Source organism: Micromonospora sp. NPDC005299, from assembly GCF_042872345.1.
Classification (GTDB): Bacteria; Actinomycetota; Actinomycetes; order Mycobacteriales; family Micromonosporaceae; genus Micromonospora.
Window position 1 is genome coordinate 654,870 of record NZ_JBIAKG010000003.1, and the last position, 16,263, is coordinate 671,132.

16 protein-coding genes are annotated in these 16,263 nt (G+C 74.5%); 12 read left to right on the forward strand and 4 right to left on the reverse strand.

All coding sequences use genetic code 11. The features are described 5' to 3' along the window. Positions 1-144: 144 nt before the first annotated feature. Genes ACFYPD_RS12560 through ACFYPD_RS12570 form a run of 3 tightly spaced genes read left to right on the forward strand, consistent with a single transcriptional unit; the run spans position 145 to position 2,560 of the window. Entirely contained in the window at positions 145-675 is a 531-nt protein-coding gene (locus ACFYPD_RS12560) for a glycosyltransferase (RefSeq protein WP_387112396.1), read from the forward strand. Beyond that, complete coding sequence (locus ACFYPD_RS12565) at positions 672-1,649, forward strand: sulfotransferase family protein (protein ID WP_387112076.1); 978 nt, start codon at positions 672-674, stop codon at positions 1,647-1,649. Before ACFYPD_RS12560 ends, ACFYPD_RS12565 begins: the two co-directional genes overlap by 4 nt. Continuing rightward, positions 1,646-2,560 (forward strand): glycosyltransferase family 2 protein, encoded by a 915-nt coding sequence (locus ACFYPD_RS12570; RefSeq protein WP_107078870.1) that lies wholly within the window; start codon positions 1,646-1,648, stop codon positions 2,558-2,560. The genes ACFYPD_RS12565 and ACFYPD_RS12570 overlap by 4 nt, the downstream gene beginning before the upstream one ends. A gap of 61 nt (positions 2,561-2,621) precedes the next feature. On the opposite strand, the gene ACFYPD_RS12575 is transcribed toward ACFYPD_RS12570, so the two are convergent. Both ACFYPD_RS12575 and ACFYPD_RS12580 read right to left on the reverse strand, forming a co-directional pair. Then, on the reverse strand, positions 2,622-4,376 hold the full coding sequence (locus tag ACFYPD_RS12575; protein ID WP_387112077.1) for a hypothetical protein: 1,755 nt from the start codon (positions 4,374-4,376) through the stop codon (positions 2,622-2,624). A 103-nt stretch (positions 4,377-4,479) separates the two neighbouring features. Continuing rightward, on the reverse strand, positions 4,480-5,358 hold the full coding sequence (locus ACFYPD_RS12580) for a 3'(2'),5'-bisphosphate nucleotidase CysQ (protein WP_387112080.1): 879 nt from the start codon (positions 5,356-5,358) through the stop codon (positions 4,480-4,482). 199 nt (positions 5,359-5,557) lie between these two features. Here ACFYPD_RS12580 and ACFYPD_RS12585 point away from each other — a divergent pair, with 199 nt between their 5' ends. Continuing rightward, positions 5,558-6,652, forward strand: coding sequence for a PLP-dependent aminotransferase family protein (locus ACFYPD_RS12585; RefSeq protein WP_387112083.1), 1,095 nt, complete (start codon positions 5,558-5,560; stop codon positions 6,650-6,652). A gap of 374 nt (positions 6,653-7,026) precedes the next feature. Next, a complete protein-coding gene (gene corA / locus ACFYPD_RS12590) occupies positions 7,027-8,175 on the forward strand; it encodes a magnesium/cobalt transporter CorA (protein WP_387112085.1) in 1,149 nt (382 codons plus the stop codon). Positions 8,176-8,254: 79 nt separating this feature from the next. Here corA and ACFYPD_RS12595 read toward each other — a convergent pair whose 3' ends face one another. Next, on the reverse strand, positions 8,255-9,058 hold the full coding sequence (locus ACFYPD_RS12595) for a hypothetical protein (RefSeq protein WP_387112088.1): 804 nt from the start codon (positions 9,056-9,058) through the stop codon (positions 8,255-8,257). Between the two features lie 84 nt (positions 9,059-9,142). On the opposite strand from ACFYPD_RS12595, the gene ACFYPD_RS12600 reads away from it, so the two are divergent. Further along, positions 9,143-9,673, forward strand: coding sequence for a peptidylprolyl isomerase (locus ACFYPD_RS12600; RefSeq protein WP_151465136.1), 531 nt, complete (start codon positions 9,143-9,145; stop codon positions 9,671-9,673). Positions 9,674-9,698: 25 nt separating this feature from the next. Continuing rightward, the gene (locus ACFYPD_RS12605; RefSeq protein ID WP_387112090.1) at positions 9,699-10,646 is read left to right on the forward strand and encodes a rhomboid family intramembrane serine protease; all 948 of its coding nucleotides are present in this window, start codon (positions 9,699-9,701) and stop codon (positions 10,644-10,646) included. A gap of 6 nt (positions 10,647-10,652) precedes the next feature. On the opposite strand, the gene ACFYPD_RS12610 is transcribed toward ACFYPD_RS12605, so the two are convergent. Next, complete coding sequence (locus tag ACFYPD_RS12610; protein WP_387112091.1) at positions 10,653-11,087, reverse strand: PH domain-containing protein; 435 nt, start codon at positions 11,085-11,087, stop codon at positions 10,653-10,655. 100 nt (positions 11,088-11,187) lie between these two features. Here ACFYPD_RS12610 and ACFYPD_RS12615 point away from each other — a divergent pair, with 100 nt between their 5' ends. The 5 genes from ACFYPD_RS12615 to ACFYPD_RS12635 all read left to right on the forward strand — a co-directional run bounded on the left by ACFYPD_RS12615 (position 11,188) and on the right by ACFYPD_RS12635 (position 16,210). Continuing rightward, the gene (locus ACFYPD_RS12615; protein WP_387112093.1) at positions 11,188-12,360 is read left to right on the forward strand and encodes a thiolase family protein; all 1,173 of its coding nucleotides are present in this window, start codon (positions 11,188-11,190) and stop codon (positions 12,358-12,360) included. A gap of 43 nt (positions 12,361-12,403) precedes the next feature. Continuing rightward, positions 12,404-13,381 carry a phosphotransferase gene (locus tag ACFYPD_RS12620; protein ID WP_387112097.1) on the forward strand — a complete coding sequence of 326 codons (978 nt, stop codon included), beginning with the start codon at positions 12,404-12,406 and terminating at the stop codon, positions 13,379-13,381. A gap of 116 nt (positions 13,382-13,497) precedes the next feature. Then, positions 13,498-14,010 carry a hypothetical protein gene (locus ACFYPD_RS12625; RefSeq protein WP_387112100.1) on the forward strand — a complete coding sequence of 171 codons (513 nt, stop codon included), beginning with the start codon at positions 13,498-13,500 and terminating at the stop codon, positions 14,008-14,010. Between the two features lie 69 nt (positions 14,011-14,079). Beyond that, positions 14,080-14,772, forward strand: coding sequence for a response regulator (locus ACFYPD_RS12630; RefSeq protein WP_387112103.1), 693 nt, complete (start codon positions 14,080-14,082; stop codon positions 14,770-14,772). Further along, positions 14,765-16,210, forward strand: coding sequence for a sensor histidine kinase (locus ACFYPD_RS12635; RefSeq protein WP_387112106.1), 1,446 nt, complete (start codon positions 14,765-14,767; stop codon positions 16,208-16,210). The genes ACFYPD_RS12630 and ACFYPD_RS12635 overlap by 8 nt, the downstream gene beginning before the upstream one ends. Positions 16,211-16,263 lie beyond the last annotated feature (53 nt).

Below are 16,263 nucleotides of genomic sequence, written 5' to 3' on the forward strand. Positions count from 1 at the left end.
TTTTGCGAGCCCCGCAGTCGCGAACGAAGGTGGCGCTGTGAGCGCGAGGAGTGAGCCGGTTTTGCGAGCCCCGCAGTCGCGAACGAAGGTGGCGCTGTGAGCGTTCATCTGCCCCGGCAGCGCGACGGCCGGCCGGTGCCGTACGTGCTGGTGGTCGTCGGCACCGACGTGCACCGGTTCGACCGGCTGGTGGGCTGGCTGGAGCGGTGGCACGCCGACCGGCCCGAGGTCCGGCTCGTCCTCCAGTACGGCCACAGCCGCCCTCCGGCGCTGCCCGAGGCCACCCCGTTCCTGGGCCACGAGGAGCTCCAGCGGGCGATGGCCGAGGCGACGCTCGTGGTGAGCCACGGCGGCCCGGCCACCATCACCGAGGCCCGGCGCACCGGCCACCTGCCGATCGTGGTGCCCCGCGACCCGAGCCACGACGAGCACGTCGACAACCATCAGCAGCTCTTCTCCCGGCGGCTGGGCACGGCCGGGATGGTCCGCCTCTGCGAGTCCGAGGCGGAGCTGGTGGCTGCCCTCGACGAGGGGCTGGCCGACCCCGCCCGGTTCGTCCTGGCCGCGGACCCGGGCCGGCCCGATCCGCGCGCCGAGGCGGTGGCCCGGGTCGGCGCGGTGATCGACGGCCTGGTGGCTCGCCAACGCGAGCGCGCCGGCGGGCGGCGCCGGTGAGCGCCCCGGAGCTGGCCGAGCCCCGCGTCCTCTTCGTCGGCGGCCTCGGCCGCAGCGGGTCGACGCTGCTGGAGCTGCTGCTGGCGCAGAGTGCCGACGTCTGCGCGGTCGGTGAGGTGGTGCACCTCTGGGAGCGGGCGCTCGGCGCCGACGAGCGGTGCGGCTGCGGCGAACGCTTCACCGCCTGCCCGTTCTGGCAGCAGGTGGGTGAGCACGCCTTCGGCGGCTGGTCCGCCGTCGACCGCGACGACGTGCTGGCGCTCAAGGACCGGGTCGACCGGACCCGGCACATCCCCCGGCTGGCGAAGAACGCGCTCTCCGCCGAGCAACTCGCCGACGTCCGCCGCTACGCCGACCTCTACACCCGCATCTACCGGGCCGCCCTGGCAGCGACCGGCGCCCGGGTGGTGATCGACTCCAGCAAGCACGCCTCGCTCGCCTTCGCGCTGCGCTGGGCCGAAGGGCTCGACCTGCGGGTGCTGCACCTGGTCCGGGACAGCCGGGCGGTGGCCTACTCGTGGGGCAAGCAGGTGCGCCGGCCGGAGGTGGTTGACGGCGAGGATTTCATGCCGACCTTCTCGCCGTTCGAGGTGAGCAAGCTGTGGACGGCGCAGAACGCCGCGTTCCACCTGCTCGCCGCCCGGGCGCAGGTGCTCCGGCTGCGCTACGAGGACTTCACCGCCGACCCGGCCGGCACGGTCCGCCGGCTCCGCGAGTTCGCCGGCCTGCCGGACGACCCCGAGGCGCTGCGCATCCTCACGGATCCGCCCGCCGCGCCCTTCCGCGCGCACAGCATCGCCGGCAACCCGCTGCGGTTCAGCGGCGGGCCGTTGACTGTGCGGCGGGACGAGGCGTGGCGGAGCCGCCTGCCGCGCCGCAGCCGGGCCGTGGTCAGCCTGGCCACGCTTCCCTTCCGAGTCCGCTACGGCTACCTGGGCCAGCGGGGATCCGACGAGTCCGTGGAGAAAGCATGAGTGGGCCGAGCATCTCGGTCGTCGTACCGACGCGGGACCGTCCGGAGCTGCTGCGCGCGGCGCTCGACGCGATCCTCAGCCAGGCGCACCCCGGCCTGATCGAGGCCATCGTGGTCTACGACCAGTCCGAGCCGGACCGGTCGCTGGAGCTGGACCGGGGCGACCGGCGGGTCCGGGTCATCACCAACACCCGCAGCCCGGGGCTGGCCGGGGCGCGCAACACCGGCATCGAGGCGGCCACCGGCGACCTGGTCGCGTTCTGCGACGACGACGACGAGTGGCTGCCCGGCAAGCTCGCCGCCCAGCTCGGCGCGCTCGACGTGCACCCGGACGGCGCACTGGTCAGTTGCGGCATCCGGGTCAGCTACGACGACCGCACGGTGGACCGCTCGCTGGACCGGTCCCGGGTGTCGCTGGAGGCGCTGCTCCGCGACCGGCTCACCGAGCTGCACCCCTCGACGTTCCTGATCCGCCGGGCCGCCCTGCTCGACGCGATCGGGCTGGTCGACGAGCAGATCCCGGGCAGCTACGCGGAGGACTACGAGTTTCTGCTCCGGGCCGCCCGGTACGCCCCGCTGGTCAACGTGGAGAGCCCGTACGTGCTGGTCCGCTGGCACAAGCGGTCGTACTTCGCGCAGCGCTGGGAGACCATCTCGACCGCGTTGCAGTGGCTGCTGCGCCGCTACCCGGAGTTCGCCACGGTGCCGCACGGCGAGGCGCGGGTGGCCGGCCAGATCGCCTTCGCCCAGGCGGCCATGGGCAACCGGCGGGACGCCGTGCGCTGGGCCCGGCGCACCCTGGCCCGCAACCCGCGGGAGCCGCGCGCCTACCTGGCGCTGGCGGTGGCCAGCCGGGCCGTGCAGGCCGACCGGGTGCTGCGCACCCTGCACAAGCGCGGCCGGGGCATCTGAGCCGTACGCGCGAAACGGGCGGGCGACCAGCCGGTCGCCCGCCCGTTTCCGCCGCGCGGGGTCAGGCCACGCAGAAGGACTTCCACGCCTGGATGCTCGGCTGGTCGAGCAGCCGGAAGTCGCCCTGGCTGACCACCTGGTTGTAGTAGGCCACGAATTCCGGCCGCTGGCCGTTGAGGAAGCCGGTCATCGAGCGGATCCAGGTCGCCCGCCCGCTACCCGAGTCGCCCGGCACCAGGTCACTGCCGGTCTCCGCGACGCCCCACGGCTTGCCCAGCGCCTTGGACTTGCTGATCATCTCGCCGTAGATTTCCTGCGGCGAGGCGTACCGCTTCCACTTGGCGCCCCAGTTGTAGCAGTCCCAACCGAGCGTCTCGATCACGTCGCCGCCCGGGTAGAAGGCGTCGAAGCTGCGTCCGGACTTCGGGTCGAGCGTCCAGCACATCAGGATCAACGTGTTGATCAGCTTGGGGTTGTTGGCCCGGTTCGCCAGCCCGGCGACCCGCTTCCAGGCCGTCCGGTACGCCGTCGTGGTGAACCCGCCGCGCTCGACGTCGTCCTCGGGCTCGTGGAAGTAGGACCAGTACACGTTGTGGTCGCGCGGGATCGAGGCGAACCAGGAGGCGAGCCGGGAGTCGTACTTGCCGGAGTTGATCTCCTGGGGGGAGGCCTTGAAGGAGACCACGACGGTCCGGTCCACGACGTCGGCCCGGCTGCCGTTCCAGGCGGGCGGCAGCCCGGGGAAGAAGACGCGGGCCATCCGCAGCTTGCCGAAGGTCCGGTCGGAGCGGCTCAGCGCCTGCCCGAAGCTCTCCCCGTTCTGCACGCCGATCGACGCGCCGGGGAGGGTCAGCCGGGTGCCGGCGAAGCCCGGGACGGAGCCGGCGGAGGTCGACGGCGACGCGGTGGGCTTGCCGCCGAGGCCCTGTTCCGCGCTCGGGGTGGCGGCGCCGGGCGTGGCCGCGCCGCTCGGGCGGGCCGACTGCGCCGGTCCGCCGGTCCGCGGCGCCTCGCCGGCCTGCCGGGTCGGGTCGGGCCGGAGGGCCGCCACGGCGGCGCCGCCGCCCGCGACGGCGAGCACGAGGGCCGCGGCGACGGCGATCCGCCATCGGCGTCGGGAACCCCCGGGCGGCGTCGGGGTCGGCGTGACCGGCGGCTGGTTGGCGCTACCGCCGCCGGGCGCGGTACGCGGCTCGGCCCCGACGCCCTCCGGCGGCGGCCCGGGCAGGGTGGCGGTGGCGGCGGACGCGCCCTCGGCCCAACCGGCTTCCGGGCCGGGGCGGGCGGGCGGTCCCCATCCGCCGGGCCCGGCGGGTCCGGCCTGCGGCGCGAGGCCTGCCGAAACGCCCTGGGGCGCCCAGTCCGTGTCGTTGCCCTGCGGCGCCCAGCCGGCGTCCCCGGCCTGGGTCGCCCAGTCGGCATCCCCGCCCTGGGGCGGCCATTCGGCATCCCGGCCCTGTGGCGGCCAGTCGTTGTCCCCGCCGTGCGGCGACCACTCGTTGTCCCCGCCGTGCGACGGCCAGTCGGCGTCCCCGGCCTGGGGTGCCCGGTCGGTGTCGGGGTACCCGGTCGGGCCGGCCTGCCGCGCCGGCCAGGCGTGTCCCCGGTCGGCGCCGGCCCACCGGGGGTCGGGGTCGGCGTGCCCGGGCCCGGTCTCCGGCCAGGGCAGGCCGGATCGGGCCTCGGCCGGTGGCACCGGCGGCGCGGCCTCGGGCCAGGGCAGGACGGGCGCGCCCTGCTGGCGCGGGACGTCCTGCCCCGGCCAGAGGCCGGTCGGCTGTCCGAAGGCGTTGTGCTGGTCTCGCTCGGCCGGCATGACCCTCCCTGGCTGGCGGTGGCCCGTCTCTCGGGGCTCAGGTCGGACGTGCATTCCGACCGACGATATCCTCCGGTCACCCGGGCCGTGCGTACCGCAACACTCAGCCGAACGCCCCACTCGGGGTGCCGGTGACGGTCGAACCGGGCATCTCGACCCCGGTGCGGGCGATCGCGTCGAGCAGCCGGTCGGCCAGCTCGGGGCGGCAGACCAGCAGGTCGGGCAGGCGCGGGTCGGCCCGGTTGTAGCGCAGCGGCGACCCGTCGATCCGGGACGCGTGCATCCCGGCGCCCAGGGCCACCGCCACCGGGGCGGCGCTGTCCCATTCGTACTGGCCGCCCGCGTGGACGTACGCGTCGACCTCGCCGGTCACCACGGCGCACACCTTGACTCCGGCGGAGCCCATCGGCACGGCCTGCGCGCCGAGCAGGTCGACCAGCTCGCCGACGAAGGCCGGCGGGCGGCTGCGGCTCACCGCGATCCGGATCGGCCCGTCGACCGCCTTCGGGGTCGGGCAGGCGGTGCCGAGGATGAGCTGGTCACCGTCCACGGTGGTCCGGGCCGGCATGCCCACGGCACCGGCGATCAGCGCGCCGTCCGGCGCGGCCGAGCGCTGCCAGAGCGCCACGTGCACCGCCCAGTCGTCCCGCCCGGCCTCGGAGAACTCCCGGGTGCCGTCGAGCGGGTCGATGATCCAGACCCGGTCGGCGTCGTGCCGGGGCGCCCGCTCGCCGTCCGCCCAGGCCCGGCGCGAGTCGGCCTCCTCCTCGGAGAGCACCGCGTCGGCCGGCCGCCAGCGGGCCAGCGCCTCGGTCATCAGCTCGTGCGACGCGCGGTCGCCGGCGTCCTTGAGCGCCTTCGGGTCGGCGAAGCCCTGCCGGGCCCGCAGCGCGGTGAGCGCCTCGCCCGCCCGCCCGGCCAGCCACTGCGCGAACTGCTGGTCGTCGAGCCGTCCGGCCTCGTCCTCGGTCACGAGCCTCACCACCTGTCTCCCCGGGCCTGCCGCGACCCGCAATCCTTCGGCGGCCGGTGGTCCCGGCGCCAGCTTCCGGTCGGATGGTAGACAGCCGTGAACTCGTTTCGAATCCGCGTCGGCCCTGGTGGACGGAGCGGCCGCCCGCATGTTGAACTTCGCGTGTATGGCGGTCGGACCCGCCGGGCCAGGCCCTAGGCTCGTGCGCATGACCGCCGAGCAGCTGATCTCCTTCGCCCGTGGCGCTCCCTCGTTGGACATCGTCGATGTCGAGGGGCTCAAGGCCGCCGCCGTCCGCGCCTTCGACGCCGACCCCGCCGGGATCACGGCGTACGGCACCTCCGTCGGTTACCCGCCCCTGCGGAAGTGGATCGCGGAGAAGCACGGCGTCGAGGCCGACCAGGTGCTGATCACCAACGGCTCGCTCCAGGCCGACGCGTTCCTCTTCGACCACCTGGTCCGCCGGGGCGACGCGGTGGTGGTCGAGCGCCCGACCTACGACCGGACGCTGCTCAACCTCCAGCAGATGGGCAGCGAGATCCACGGCGTGACGATCCAGCCGGACGGCCTGGACACCGCCGAGCTGCGCAAGCTGCTGGAGTCCGGGGTCCGGCCGCGGCTGGCCCACGTCATCCCGAACTACCAGAACCCGGCCGGCGTGACCCTCTCCCTGGAGAAGCGTCGCGAGCTGCTCGACCTGGCCGCCGAGTACGACTTCACGATCTTCGAGGACGACCCGTACGCGGACATCCGCTTCCGGGGCGAGCCGCTGCCCTCGATGCTGTCGATGGACACCCGGGGCGTGGTGGTGCACGCCTCCAGCTTCACCAAGACGGTCTGCCCGGGCGTCCGGGTCGGCTACCTGGTCGGCCCGGCCGACGTGATCGCGAAGATCGCCAAGCGGGCCACCAGCCTCTACATCTCGCCGGGCATGGTCTCCGAGGCGATCGTGCACCAGTTCTGCGTCTCCGGTGAGATCGACCGGTCGATCCACACGGTGCGGACGGCGCTCGGCGAGCGCGCCGTGGTGCTGGCCGAGTCGCTGCGCCGGCACATCCCCGAGGCCCGGTTCGTGGAGCCGGACGGCGGCTACTTCCTCTGGGTGGAGCTCCCCGAGGACGTGGAGGTCGACCGGCTCGCCCCGGCCGCGGCGGAGCGCGGCGTCGCGGTGGTCAAGGGCAGCGACTTCATGATCGACGGCGGCCGGCACGCGCTGCGGCTGGCCTTCTCGGCGGTGACGGCCGACCGGATCGACGAGGGCGTCCAGCGGCTGGCGCAGGCGGTAGCGGCCGTCCGAGGCTAGTCGTCTGTCGGGTTTCCGACAGAAAGGCGATACCGGCCGGTCCGGCTCTCCCGCTGGGCCGGCCGGCGACCCACAATGCTGCGAGCGCCGCTCACCTTTCCTCGGTGGCCGGTCCGCCGACCGGGGAGCCACGGGCTGCCCCCGTCCGGGGACCGCCGGCGCGCACAGCACAACCCCCGCCCCCCAATGGGTGCCGGGTGGGCCGTGTCGCCCCTCACCCCCCTGACGCGGCCGGCCCGCCCGGCGCCGTCACCGCTCTCTCGCCCGGGCGTGACGCGGGTCGCAGTCCGGCCGCCCGCCCCGTGCTCGGCCGCGCTGCGCCTCGTCCCGACCGGCGTAACCTGCAAGCCGCAGCTTCGTGGAGAGGGGGCGAGATGACGGACCGGGTGGCACGCGACCGCAGCGCCGGGCAGAACGACGACCGGACACCCAGACCACGGGCCTGGGCGGCACCGGTACGCGCCATGTCCCGGATCCTCAACGCCGACGGCTCTCCGCGTACGACCCGGCCGGCCGGCCCGGACCGGAGCGGGATCGTCGACTGCGGTCTCTACGTCGACGGCGAGCGCCGGACCGGCGAGTGGCACTACGCCGAGGCCCTGGCCGCGGCCCGCCGGGAGCGGAACGGGTTCGTCTGGCTCGGCCTGCACGAGCCGGAGCTGGACGAGATGACCGCGATCGCGGCCACCTTCGGCCTGCACGAGTTGGCCGTGGAGGACGCGGTCAAGGCCCAGCAGCGTCCCAAGCTGGAGCGCTTCGGCGACGTGGCCTTCCTGGTGCTGCGCACCGCCCGCTACTGCGAGCACACCGAGCTGACCGAGAACTCCGAGGTGGTGGAGACCGGCCAGGTGATGCTCTTCATCGGGCCGAACTTCCTGATCAGCGTCCGCCACGGGGACGCCTGCCGGCTGTCGCCGGTCCGGGCCGACCTGGAGGCGAAGCGGGACCTGCTGCTGCACGGCCCGTGGGCCGTCGCGTACGCGGTCACCGACCGGGTGGTGGACCTCTACCTGGAGGTCGCCGACCGGCTGGAGGACGACCTCGACGTGCTGGAGGCGGACGTCTTCGACCGGCAGGGCAGCGGGCGGATCCAACGGATCTACCAGATGAAGCGGGAGCTGGTGGAGTTCAAGCGGGCCGTGATGCCGTTGCAGCGCCCGCTGCTCACCCTCACCTCGCAGGTGAACCGGGAGGTGCCGCAGGAGGTGCGGCGCTACTTCCGGGACGTGCAGGACCACCTCAGCCGCACGGTCGAGCAGGTGAACTCCTACGACGACCTGCTCAACTCGATCCTCCAGGCGCGGCTGGCCCAGGTCACCGTCGACCAGAACAACGACATGCGCAAGATCGCCGCCTGGGCGGCGATCGGCGCGGTGTGGACCGCCATCGCGGGCATCTACGGCATGAACTTCGAGAACATGCCGGAGCTGAAATGGACGTACGGCTATCCGGGCATCTGGGCCGTGAACCTGGGCCTCTCGTTCATCCTGTACCGCTGGTTCCGCCGCAACGGCTGGCTGTAGCCCGCCCGTAACCGCAGACGGAAGCGCCGGCCACGCGGGGCGGACCCCCGCGCGCCGGCGCTTTCCGGGACCGCCGGGGTCAGCGGCGCCCGCTGGCCTTGGTGCTGCTCCGGCCGTTCTGCACGGCCTTGGTGATGTCGTCCGCCGGGCGGCCGGAGGCGTCCTTGGCGCCCTCGGCGACCGACGGCACCTTGTCGGTCGGCTGGATCACCGGCTGGCTGCTCGACGTGGCGGTCGAGGCGCTGCCGCTGCCGGCCACCGCCGAGCTGCCGGCGCCGGTCGGCCCGGCCTGGGTGACCTTCGCGGTGGCGTCGGGGGTCTCCACCACGATCGTGTCCACGTCCTCCCGCATCGGCTCCAGCTTGCCGGTCGGGTCGTACTCGGCCCACTCCTGCTGCTCGCGGCGACGGCGCATGGCCATGGCGCCGGCCAGGCCGGCGACCGTGCCGGCGACCAGCAGGCCGGTCGTCATGCCGCGCGACCTCTTCTGCTTCTTCTTCGCGGCCTTCATGTTCTTCGCCTTCACCTTCTTGCTCATGGCGGCCTGCTTGGCGGCGGCCGCCCTGCGGCCGGTCACGGCCTTGCCGGCGCCCTCGGCCTGGGCGTTGCGCACCGCCAGAACCAGCGGCGCGAGTGCGGCCACCGTCGACGCGACGCCGCTCGACGCCCGGTCCCGGACGACGATCGCGGTGGGCGCGACGGCGCCCCGGGCTGCCTGGACGCGCGGGCCGACCGTGGCGCCGGCACCCTTCGCCGCGTGCGCGGCAGCCTGCCTCAGGTGACCGATGCCCTGGTTCAGCTCGGCCTTCGCGAGCTGCCCCCGGGTCTTGCGCCGCCCGATTCCAAACACGGTCCCACCTCCTGGGAGTTGTTCCTCCGTCATCCTCCACCTTCGGATGCCTCCGCATGGCCAGATCGGGCACATGGGAGGATCCGCATGGAACTGACCAACGAGTGAGGAGTACCCGTGGCCGAGGCTGTCTACGCCACCTTGCACACCAACGCTGGCCCGATCCGGTTGGAGCTCTTCCCGAACCACGCGCCGAAGACCGTCCGCAACTTCGTGGAGCTGGCCGAGGGCACCCGGGAGTACATCGACCCGCGCACCGGCCAGCCGGGCAGCGGGCCGTACTACGACGGCACCATCTCGCATCGCGTGATCAGCGGCTTCATGGTCCAGATGGGTGACCCGACCGGCACCGGTCGCGGTGGCCCGGGCTACAAGTTCGGCGACGAGTTCCACCCGGAGCTGCGCTTCGACCGGCCGTACCTGCTGGCGATGGCGAACGCCGGGCCGGGCACCAACGGCTCCCAGTTCTTCATCACGGTGGGCCCGACCCCGCACCTGAACAACCGGCACACCATCTTCGGTCAGGTCGCGGACGAGCAGTCGGCGAAGGTCGTGGACTCGATCGCGAACACCCCGACCGGCCCGAGCGACCGGCCGCTCCAGGACGTGGTCATCGAGCGCGTCGAGATCGAGCGCAAGCCGGCGTGAGCGTGGCGCGGGTACCTTTGCTCGCATGACTGAGCGCTCCGGGCAGGCAGGTGACGCCACAGAGGGGCCGGCGCCGACCACTCCGGTCTGCTTCCGGCACCCCGACCGGGAGACGTACGTCCGGTGCACCCGCTGTGACCGGCCGATCTGCCCGGAGTGCATGCGGGACGCCTCCGTCGGCCACCAGTGCCCGGAGTGCGTCAGCGAGGGACGCCGCACTGTGCGGCCGGCGCGTACCGCCTTCGGGGGCGGTGCGGCCGGCCGCCAGGGCTACGTCACGAAGACTCTGATCGCGCTGAACGTGCTGGTCATGGTCCTGTCCATCGCCTCCGATCGGGGCGGGGACGCGGCCGCCGGCGGGTCCGGCTTCGGCGGCCTGATGGGCGGCTCGACGCCGCTCACCGACTGGGGCGCGGTGCTGGGCTACGCCCAGTACGTCGCGTTCGGCGAGCTGCACGGCATTGCCGCCGGTGAGTGGTACCGGCTGGTCACCGCCATGTTCCTGCACTACGGCCTGGTGCACCTGCTGCTCAACATGTGGGCGCTCTGGGTGCTGGGCCGAACCCTGGAGGCGGTGCTTGGCCCGCTGCGGTTCCTGGCCCTCTACCTGGCCGCCGGGCTCGGCGGAAACGTCGCCGCCTATCTGTTCAGCCCGCCGTACAGCAGCACGGTCGGGGCGTCGACGGCCATCTTCGGCCTCTTCGCCGCGATCTTCGTGATCATGCGCCGGCTGGGCCGCGACACCTCGGCCATCGTGCCGATCCTGGTGATCAACCTGATCTTCACGTTCACCGTGCCGGGCATCTCGGTGGCCGGGCACCTCGGCGGTCTGGTGGTCGGCGCGCTGATGGCCCTGGTCCTGGCGTACGCCCCGCGGATGCGGCGGACCGCCTTCCAGGTGGCCGGCGGGACGATCCTGCTGGTGGCGCTGCTCGGGCTGGTGCTCGTCCGCACCGCCGCGCTGACCGGCTGACCGGGCTCAGCGCCCGGCGGCGCGGGCGGCCTCCAGCGCGGCGGCGACCTCCTCGGGCGGCGCGTCCAGGTCGTAGCGGCCGAACAGGTGCAGCGACTCGCCCGCGTCGATCTCCAGCGTCTCGGCGGTGAGCCCGCGCCGGGTACGTCGCTCCACCCGGATCGCCTCCACGGCCGCCCAGGGCAGCCGCCGGCGGCCGGCGTAGCCCCGGATCACGGTGATCCCCTCCGGGTCGGCGGCCAGCCGGACCGGCGCGACCAGGTCGCGCAGCGCCCAGCCGAGCAGCGCGGCCGCGGCCAGCCCGGCGAGCACCAGCGGGACCCGGTCCTCGCCGGCGAAGAGCAGGGCCAGCGCGATCAGGACGAGCGCGCCGAGCGCCTTGGCCGCCGGTAGCACCGGCGGCACCCGCCACTGCCGGGCCGGGGACGACTGTGGAGTCACCGCCCCAGCATGCCAGCCGGGTGGGCCCGGGAACGGGGGGAGGACGACCGGCCGGGTCAGCACGTAGGATCGGAGCAAGCCAGGTTACCGGGGAGTAGACATGAGTGACGCAGTCATCGTCGGTGCGGTACGGACCCCGGTCGGGCGGCGCAAGGGCAGCCTTGCCGGCGTCCACCCGGTCGACCTCTCGGCGCACGTGCTGCGCGCTCTCGCCGAGCGGACCGGCATCGACCCCGAGCAGGTCGACGACGTGGTCTGGGGCTGCGTGTCGCAGGTCGGCGAGCAGTCGTGGAACGTGGCGCGCAACGCCGTCCTCGCCGCCGGCTGGCCCGAGTCGGTCCCCGGCACTACGCTCGACCGGCAGTGCGGGTCGAGCCAGCAGGCGCTGCACTTCGCCGCCGCCACCGTCCTCTCCGGCCAGGCCGACCTGGTGGTCGCCGGGGGCGTCGAGTCGATGACCCGGGTGCCCATGGGCTCCAGCGTGGCCGGCGGGATGCCGTTCAGCGCCGCGATCCTGGAGCGCTACCGCGGCGTCGAGGGCGTCGCCGAGGACAGCCCGCTCCCGTTCAACCAGGGTGTCGGGGCCGAGCTGATCGCCCGGCGGTGGCGCTTCTCGCGCACCCAGCTCGACGAGTTCGCGCTGGCCAGCCACGAGAAGGCGGCCGCCGCGCAGGACGCCGGGGCGTTCGACCCGGAGCTGGCCCCGGTGGCGCTGGCCGACGGCGGCAAGTTCACCGCCGACGAGGGCATCCGGCGGGACACGTCGCTGGCCAAGCTCGGCGAGCTGCCCACCCCGTTCAAGGCCGACGGTGTGGTCACCGCCGGGTCCGCGTCGCAGATCTCCGACGGGGCGGCGGCGCTCGCGGTCACCACCAGCGAGTGGGCCAGCCGGCACGGCCTGCGCCCGCTGGCCCGGGTGCACACCGCCGTGGTCGCCGCAGACGACCCGGTCGCCATGCTCACCGCCCCCATCCCGGCCACCGCGAAGGCGCTGCGCCGCGCGGGGCTGGGCATCGAGGAGATCGGGGTGTACGAGGTGAACGAGGCGTTCGCCCCGGTGCCGCTGGCCTGGCTGGCGGAGACCGAGGCGGACCCGGAGCGGCTGAACCCGCGCGGCGGGGCGATCGCGCTCGGCCACCCGCTGGGCGGGTCCGGCGCCCGGATCATGACCACCATGCTCCAGCACATGCGCGACAACGGGATCCGCTACGGCCTGCAGACCATGTGCGAGGGCGGCGGCATGGCCAACGCCACCATCGTCGAGCTGCTCTGAAATCGCTGGCTGACGCCCGGGGGCACGGCCTGGCGTGCCGACCGTGACGACACCCGACTGGTCCGATCCGCTCTGGCGGGACGCCGCGCTGGCCTGGGTCGGTGACGCGCTGGGCCGACACGGCCGGCGGGTGACCGGCCCGGTCGAGCCCCGGGTCCGCCCCTGGTCACTGGTCTGGCGGGTGCCCACCGGGGCCGGCCCGGTCTGGTTCAAGGCCAACAACCCGGGCACCGGCTACGAGGCGGCGCTTCTGGCCGAGCTGGCCCGGCTCGCCCCGGGGACGGTGCTCGACCCGCTCGCCGTGGACGTCGCGCGCGGCTGGTCGTTGCTGCCTGATGGCGGCCCGAGCCTGCGTGACGTGCTCGCCGGGGATCTGACGCACTGGGAGCGGGTGCTGCCCGCGTACGCGGCGTTGCAGATCGCGGTCGCGCCGCGGGTCGACCGGCTGCTCGCCGCGGGGGTGCCCGATCACCGGCCGGAGCTGATGCCGGACCTCCTCGACGGGCTGCTCGACGACGAGGAGTCCCTGCTGCTCGGCGAGCCGGACGGGCTGGCCCCGGAGCTGCACGCACGGTTGCGCGCCTACCGGCCGGAGTTCGCCGCGACCTGTCGGCGGCTGGCGGAGTTCGGCATCCCGGCCAGCCTGCAGCATGACGACCTGCACGACGGGAACGTCTTCGTGACCGACGCCGGCTACCGCTTCTTCGACTGGGGGGACGCCTCGGTGGCCCACCCGTTCGGCACTCTGCTGGTGACGCTCAGCTCGGTGGCGCACTCTGCCGGGCTGGCACCCGGCGACCCGGTGCCGGGCCGGCTGCGGGACGCCTATCTGGAGGCGTGGACCGACCGGTACGACCGGGCCGCCCTGCGGGAGGCCGCCGGCCTGGCCATGACGGTCGCCACGGTGAGCCGGTCGCTGTCCTGGCGGCGAGCCCTGGCCACCCCCGACCCGGCCCGAGCCGAGTACGTGGCCGCGGTTCCCGGCTGGCTCGGCGAGGTGTTCGCCGCCCCGCCGGCCTGAGGGGGGCGGCCGGGCCGGAGCGGATGTCGCACCGGAGGTGCGATTTGCACGGATGGAAGTTCCAGAAATCGGGAGTGACCCATATCACCCCCGCTCGCATGCTCGTTGCATCTTGCATGGACGTGTTCTCGCGAACGTTCCTTCCGGCCGCCGCCGAGACCGGCCTGGCGACCCAGACCGCCAGCCGGCACATGCCGGTCTTCCGCCTGTGCGTCGGCTCCGGCGACGCCACCATTCTGGTCACCCGGTGCAGCCGCCCGGACCACCCGATCGGCGGCGACTACCTCATGCTGCTCACCCACCGCCGCCTGGTGGTCACCCGGCAGACCCGGGTGCTGCACCGGCTGCGCCTGCACCTCAACACCGAACTGCGCGAGCTGAGCACCGTCACCTGGAGCCCCGACCCCCGGTCGCACAGCCTGGAGCTGGCGGCGACCGCGATCGACGGGGTGCGGGAGCGGTTCCTCATCCGGACCCACCACCCGAAGCAGGTGTGGCAGCTCGACGCCCTGCTCAACCACGCCTTCCGGACCCGGCTCCGGACGCCCGCGGAGCGGCTGGTCGCCACCATTGGCGAGTCGCCGGCCGGCACCCGCCCGGCCGTGCTCCGCCCCGCGTCGGTCCGCTGACCGGCTCCTTACCGAACCCGAACACTCCGCCGGCCTCCCGGCCGGCCCCCGGTCGGTAATCATGGGCCGGTGACCGCCGATGCCGCTCCGCGCGGGCTCGTCCTCGTGGTGGAGGACGAGCCGGCCATCGCCGACCTGGTCCGGCTCTATCTGACCCGGGACGGGTTCGGCGTACACCTGGAACGGGACGGGTCGGCCGGGCTGGCCGCCGCGCGGCGACTGCGCCCGGTGGCCTGCGTGCTCGACATCGCGCTGCCCGGCCTGGCCGGCACCGAGATCTGCCGGCGGCTGCGCGAGGCCGGCGACTGGACGCCGGTCATCTTCCTCACCGCCCGCGACGACGAGGTGGACCGGATCGTCGGCCTGGAGTTGGGCGCCGACGACTACGTGACCAAGCCGTTCAGCCCGCGCGAGCTGGTCGCCCGGGTCCGGGCGGTGCTGCGCCGCACCGCCGGCGCGCCCGCCGCGGCCGAGCAGCCCCGGGTGGTCGGCCAGGTCACCCTCGACCCGGCCCGCCGCACGGTCACCGCCGCCGGCGCCCCGGTGCAGCTCACCTCCACCGAGTTCGACCTGCTCGCGCACCTGATGGCCCGTCCCGGCCGGGTCTTCACCCGGGAGGAACTGCTGGCCGGCGTCTGGGGGTACGCGGCCCACGCCGGCACCCGGACCGTCGACGTGCACGTGGCGCAGGTCCGGGCCAAGCTCGGTCCGGCCAGCGTGATCCGCACCCACCGCGGCGTCGGGTACGCGGCCGATGCCTGAGCAGCCCACCGTCGCGCTGCCGGTCATCGGGTCCAACCCGCCGGCCCCGCCCCGGCGGCGGCTCGCGCACACCCTCACCGCCCGCGCAGTGCTGGTCACCTGCGCGGTGGCGCTGGTGTCGGTGCTGGTCACCGCGCTGGTCGCGGTGCCCCTGGCGGTACGCGGGGCGGAGCGGCGTGACCAGGAGGCGCTGGCCGCCCAGGCCCGGCTCGCCGCCGAGGTGCTGCGGGTCCGCGCGGTACGCCAGCGGGACACCGCCGGGGACCGGCTCATCCGCCAGCTCCGCCAGCAGCAGATCGAGGTGTACCTGATCCGGTCCGGCCAGGTCGACCGCGCCGGCCTGCCCCCGCAGGTGGTGAACCGGGTGACGGCCGGCCGGGACGTCTCCGGGCGGCGGCTGGTCGGCGGTCAACGGGCCCTGGTCGAGGGGCGGGCGCTGCCCGGCGGGGACGGCGTCGTGCTGGCCCGGCCGACCCGGAACGGACCCTGGCGGCAGGTGCTGCTCAGCCTCTGGTTGCCGATGCTCGCCGGGCTCGCCTCCGGGGTGGCCGCCGGCCTGCTGCTGGCCCGTCGGCTGGCCCGGCCGATCCGGACCGCGGCCACCGCCGCCGCTCGGCTGCGCGCCGGCGACCGGGCGGTCCGGGTGCCGGTCGAACCGCCCGACGAGGTGGCCGACCTGGCGTACGCGCTGAACGGGCTGGCCGCGGCGCTGGCCACCAGCGAGGGGCGGCAGCGTGAGTTCCTGCTCTCGGTCTCGCACGAGCTGCGCACCCCGCTCACCGCCATCCGCGGCTACGCCGAGGCGCTGGCCGACGGGGTGATCGACGCCGACGGGGTGCCCGCCACCGGCCGGACCGTGCTGGCCGAGGCCGAGCACCTGGACCGGCTGGTCAGCGACCTGCTGGCGCTGGCCCGGCTGGAGGCCGCCGACTTCCCGCTGGAACCCGGGCCGGTCGACCTGACCCGGCTCGCCGCCGACGCGGCCCGCACCTGGTCCGACCGGTGTGCCGCGCTCGGCGTGCCGTTCCGGGTGGAGGCGCCGGAGGGGCCGGTGCCCGCGTACACCGATCCGGGGCGGATCCGGCAGGTGGTGGACGGGCTGCTGGAGAACGCGCTGCGGGTCGTACCCCCGGGGGCGCCGATGGTGCTCGCGGTCCGGCCGGCCGGCGCGGACCCGGCGGCGGGCGGCCTCGTCGAGGTCCGGGACGGCGGACCCGGCTTCACCGACGACGACCTGGCGGTGGCGTTCGAGCGCGGGGCGCTGCACCAGCGGTACCGGGGGGTGCGCAAGGTGGGCAGCGGCCTGGGGCTGGCGCTCGCCGCCGGGCTCGTCCGGCGGCTCGGCGGCGACATCTCGGCCGGGCACGCCCCGGAGGGCGGCGCGGCCTTCACCGTCCGGCTGCCCGGTGATCCTTACCTGACCCGAACATCGGCCTGACGATCCGCTCGCGCGCGCGGGGGAGGCTGACGGCACCACGGACGAGAGGAACA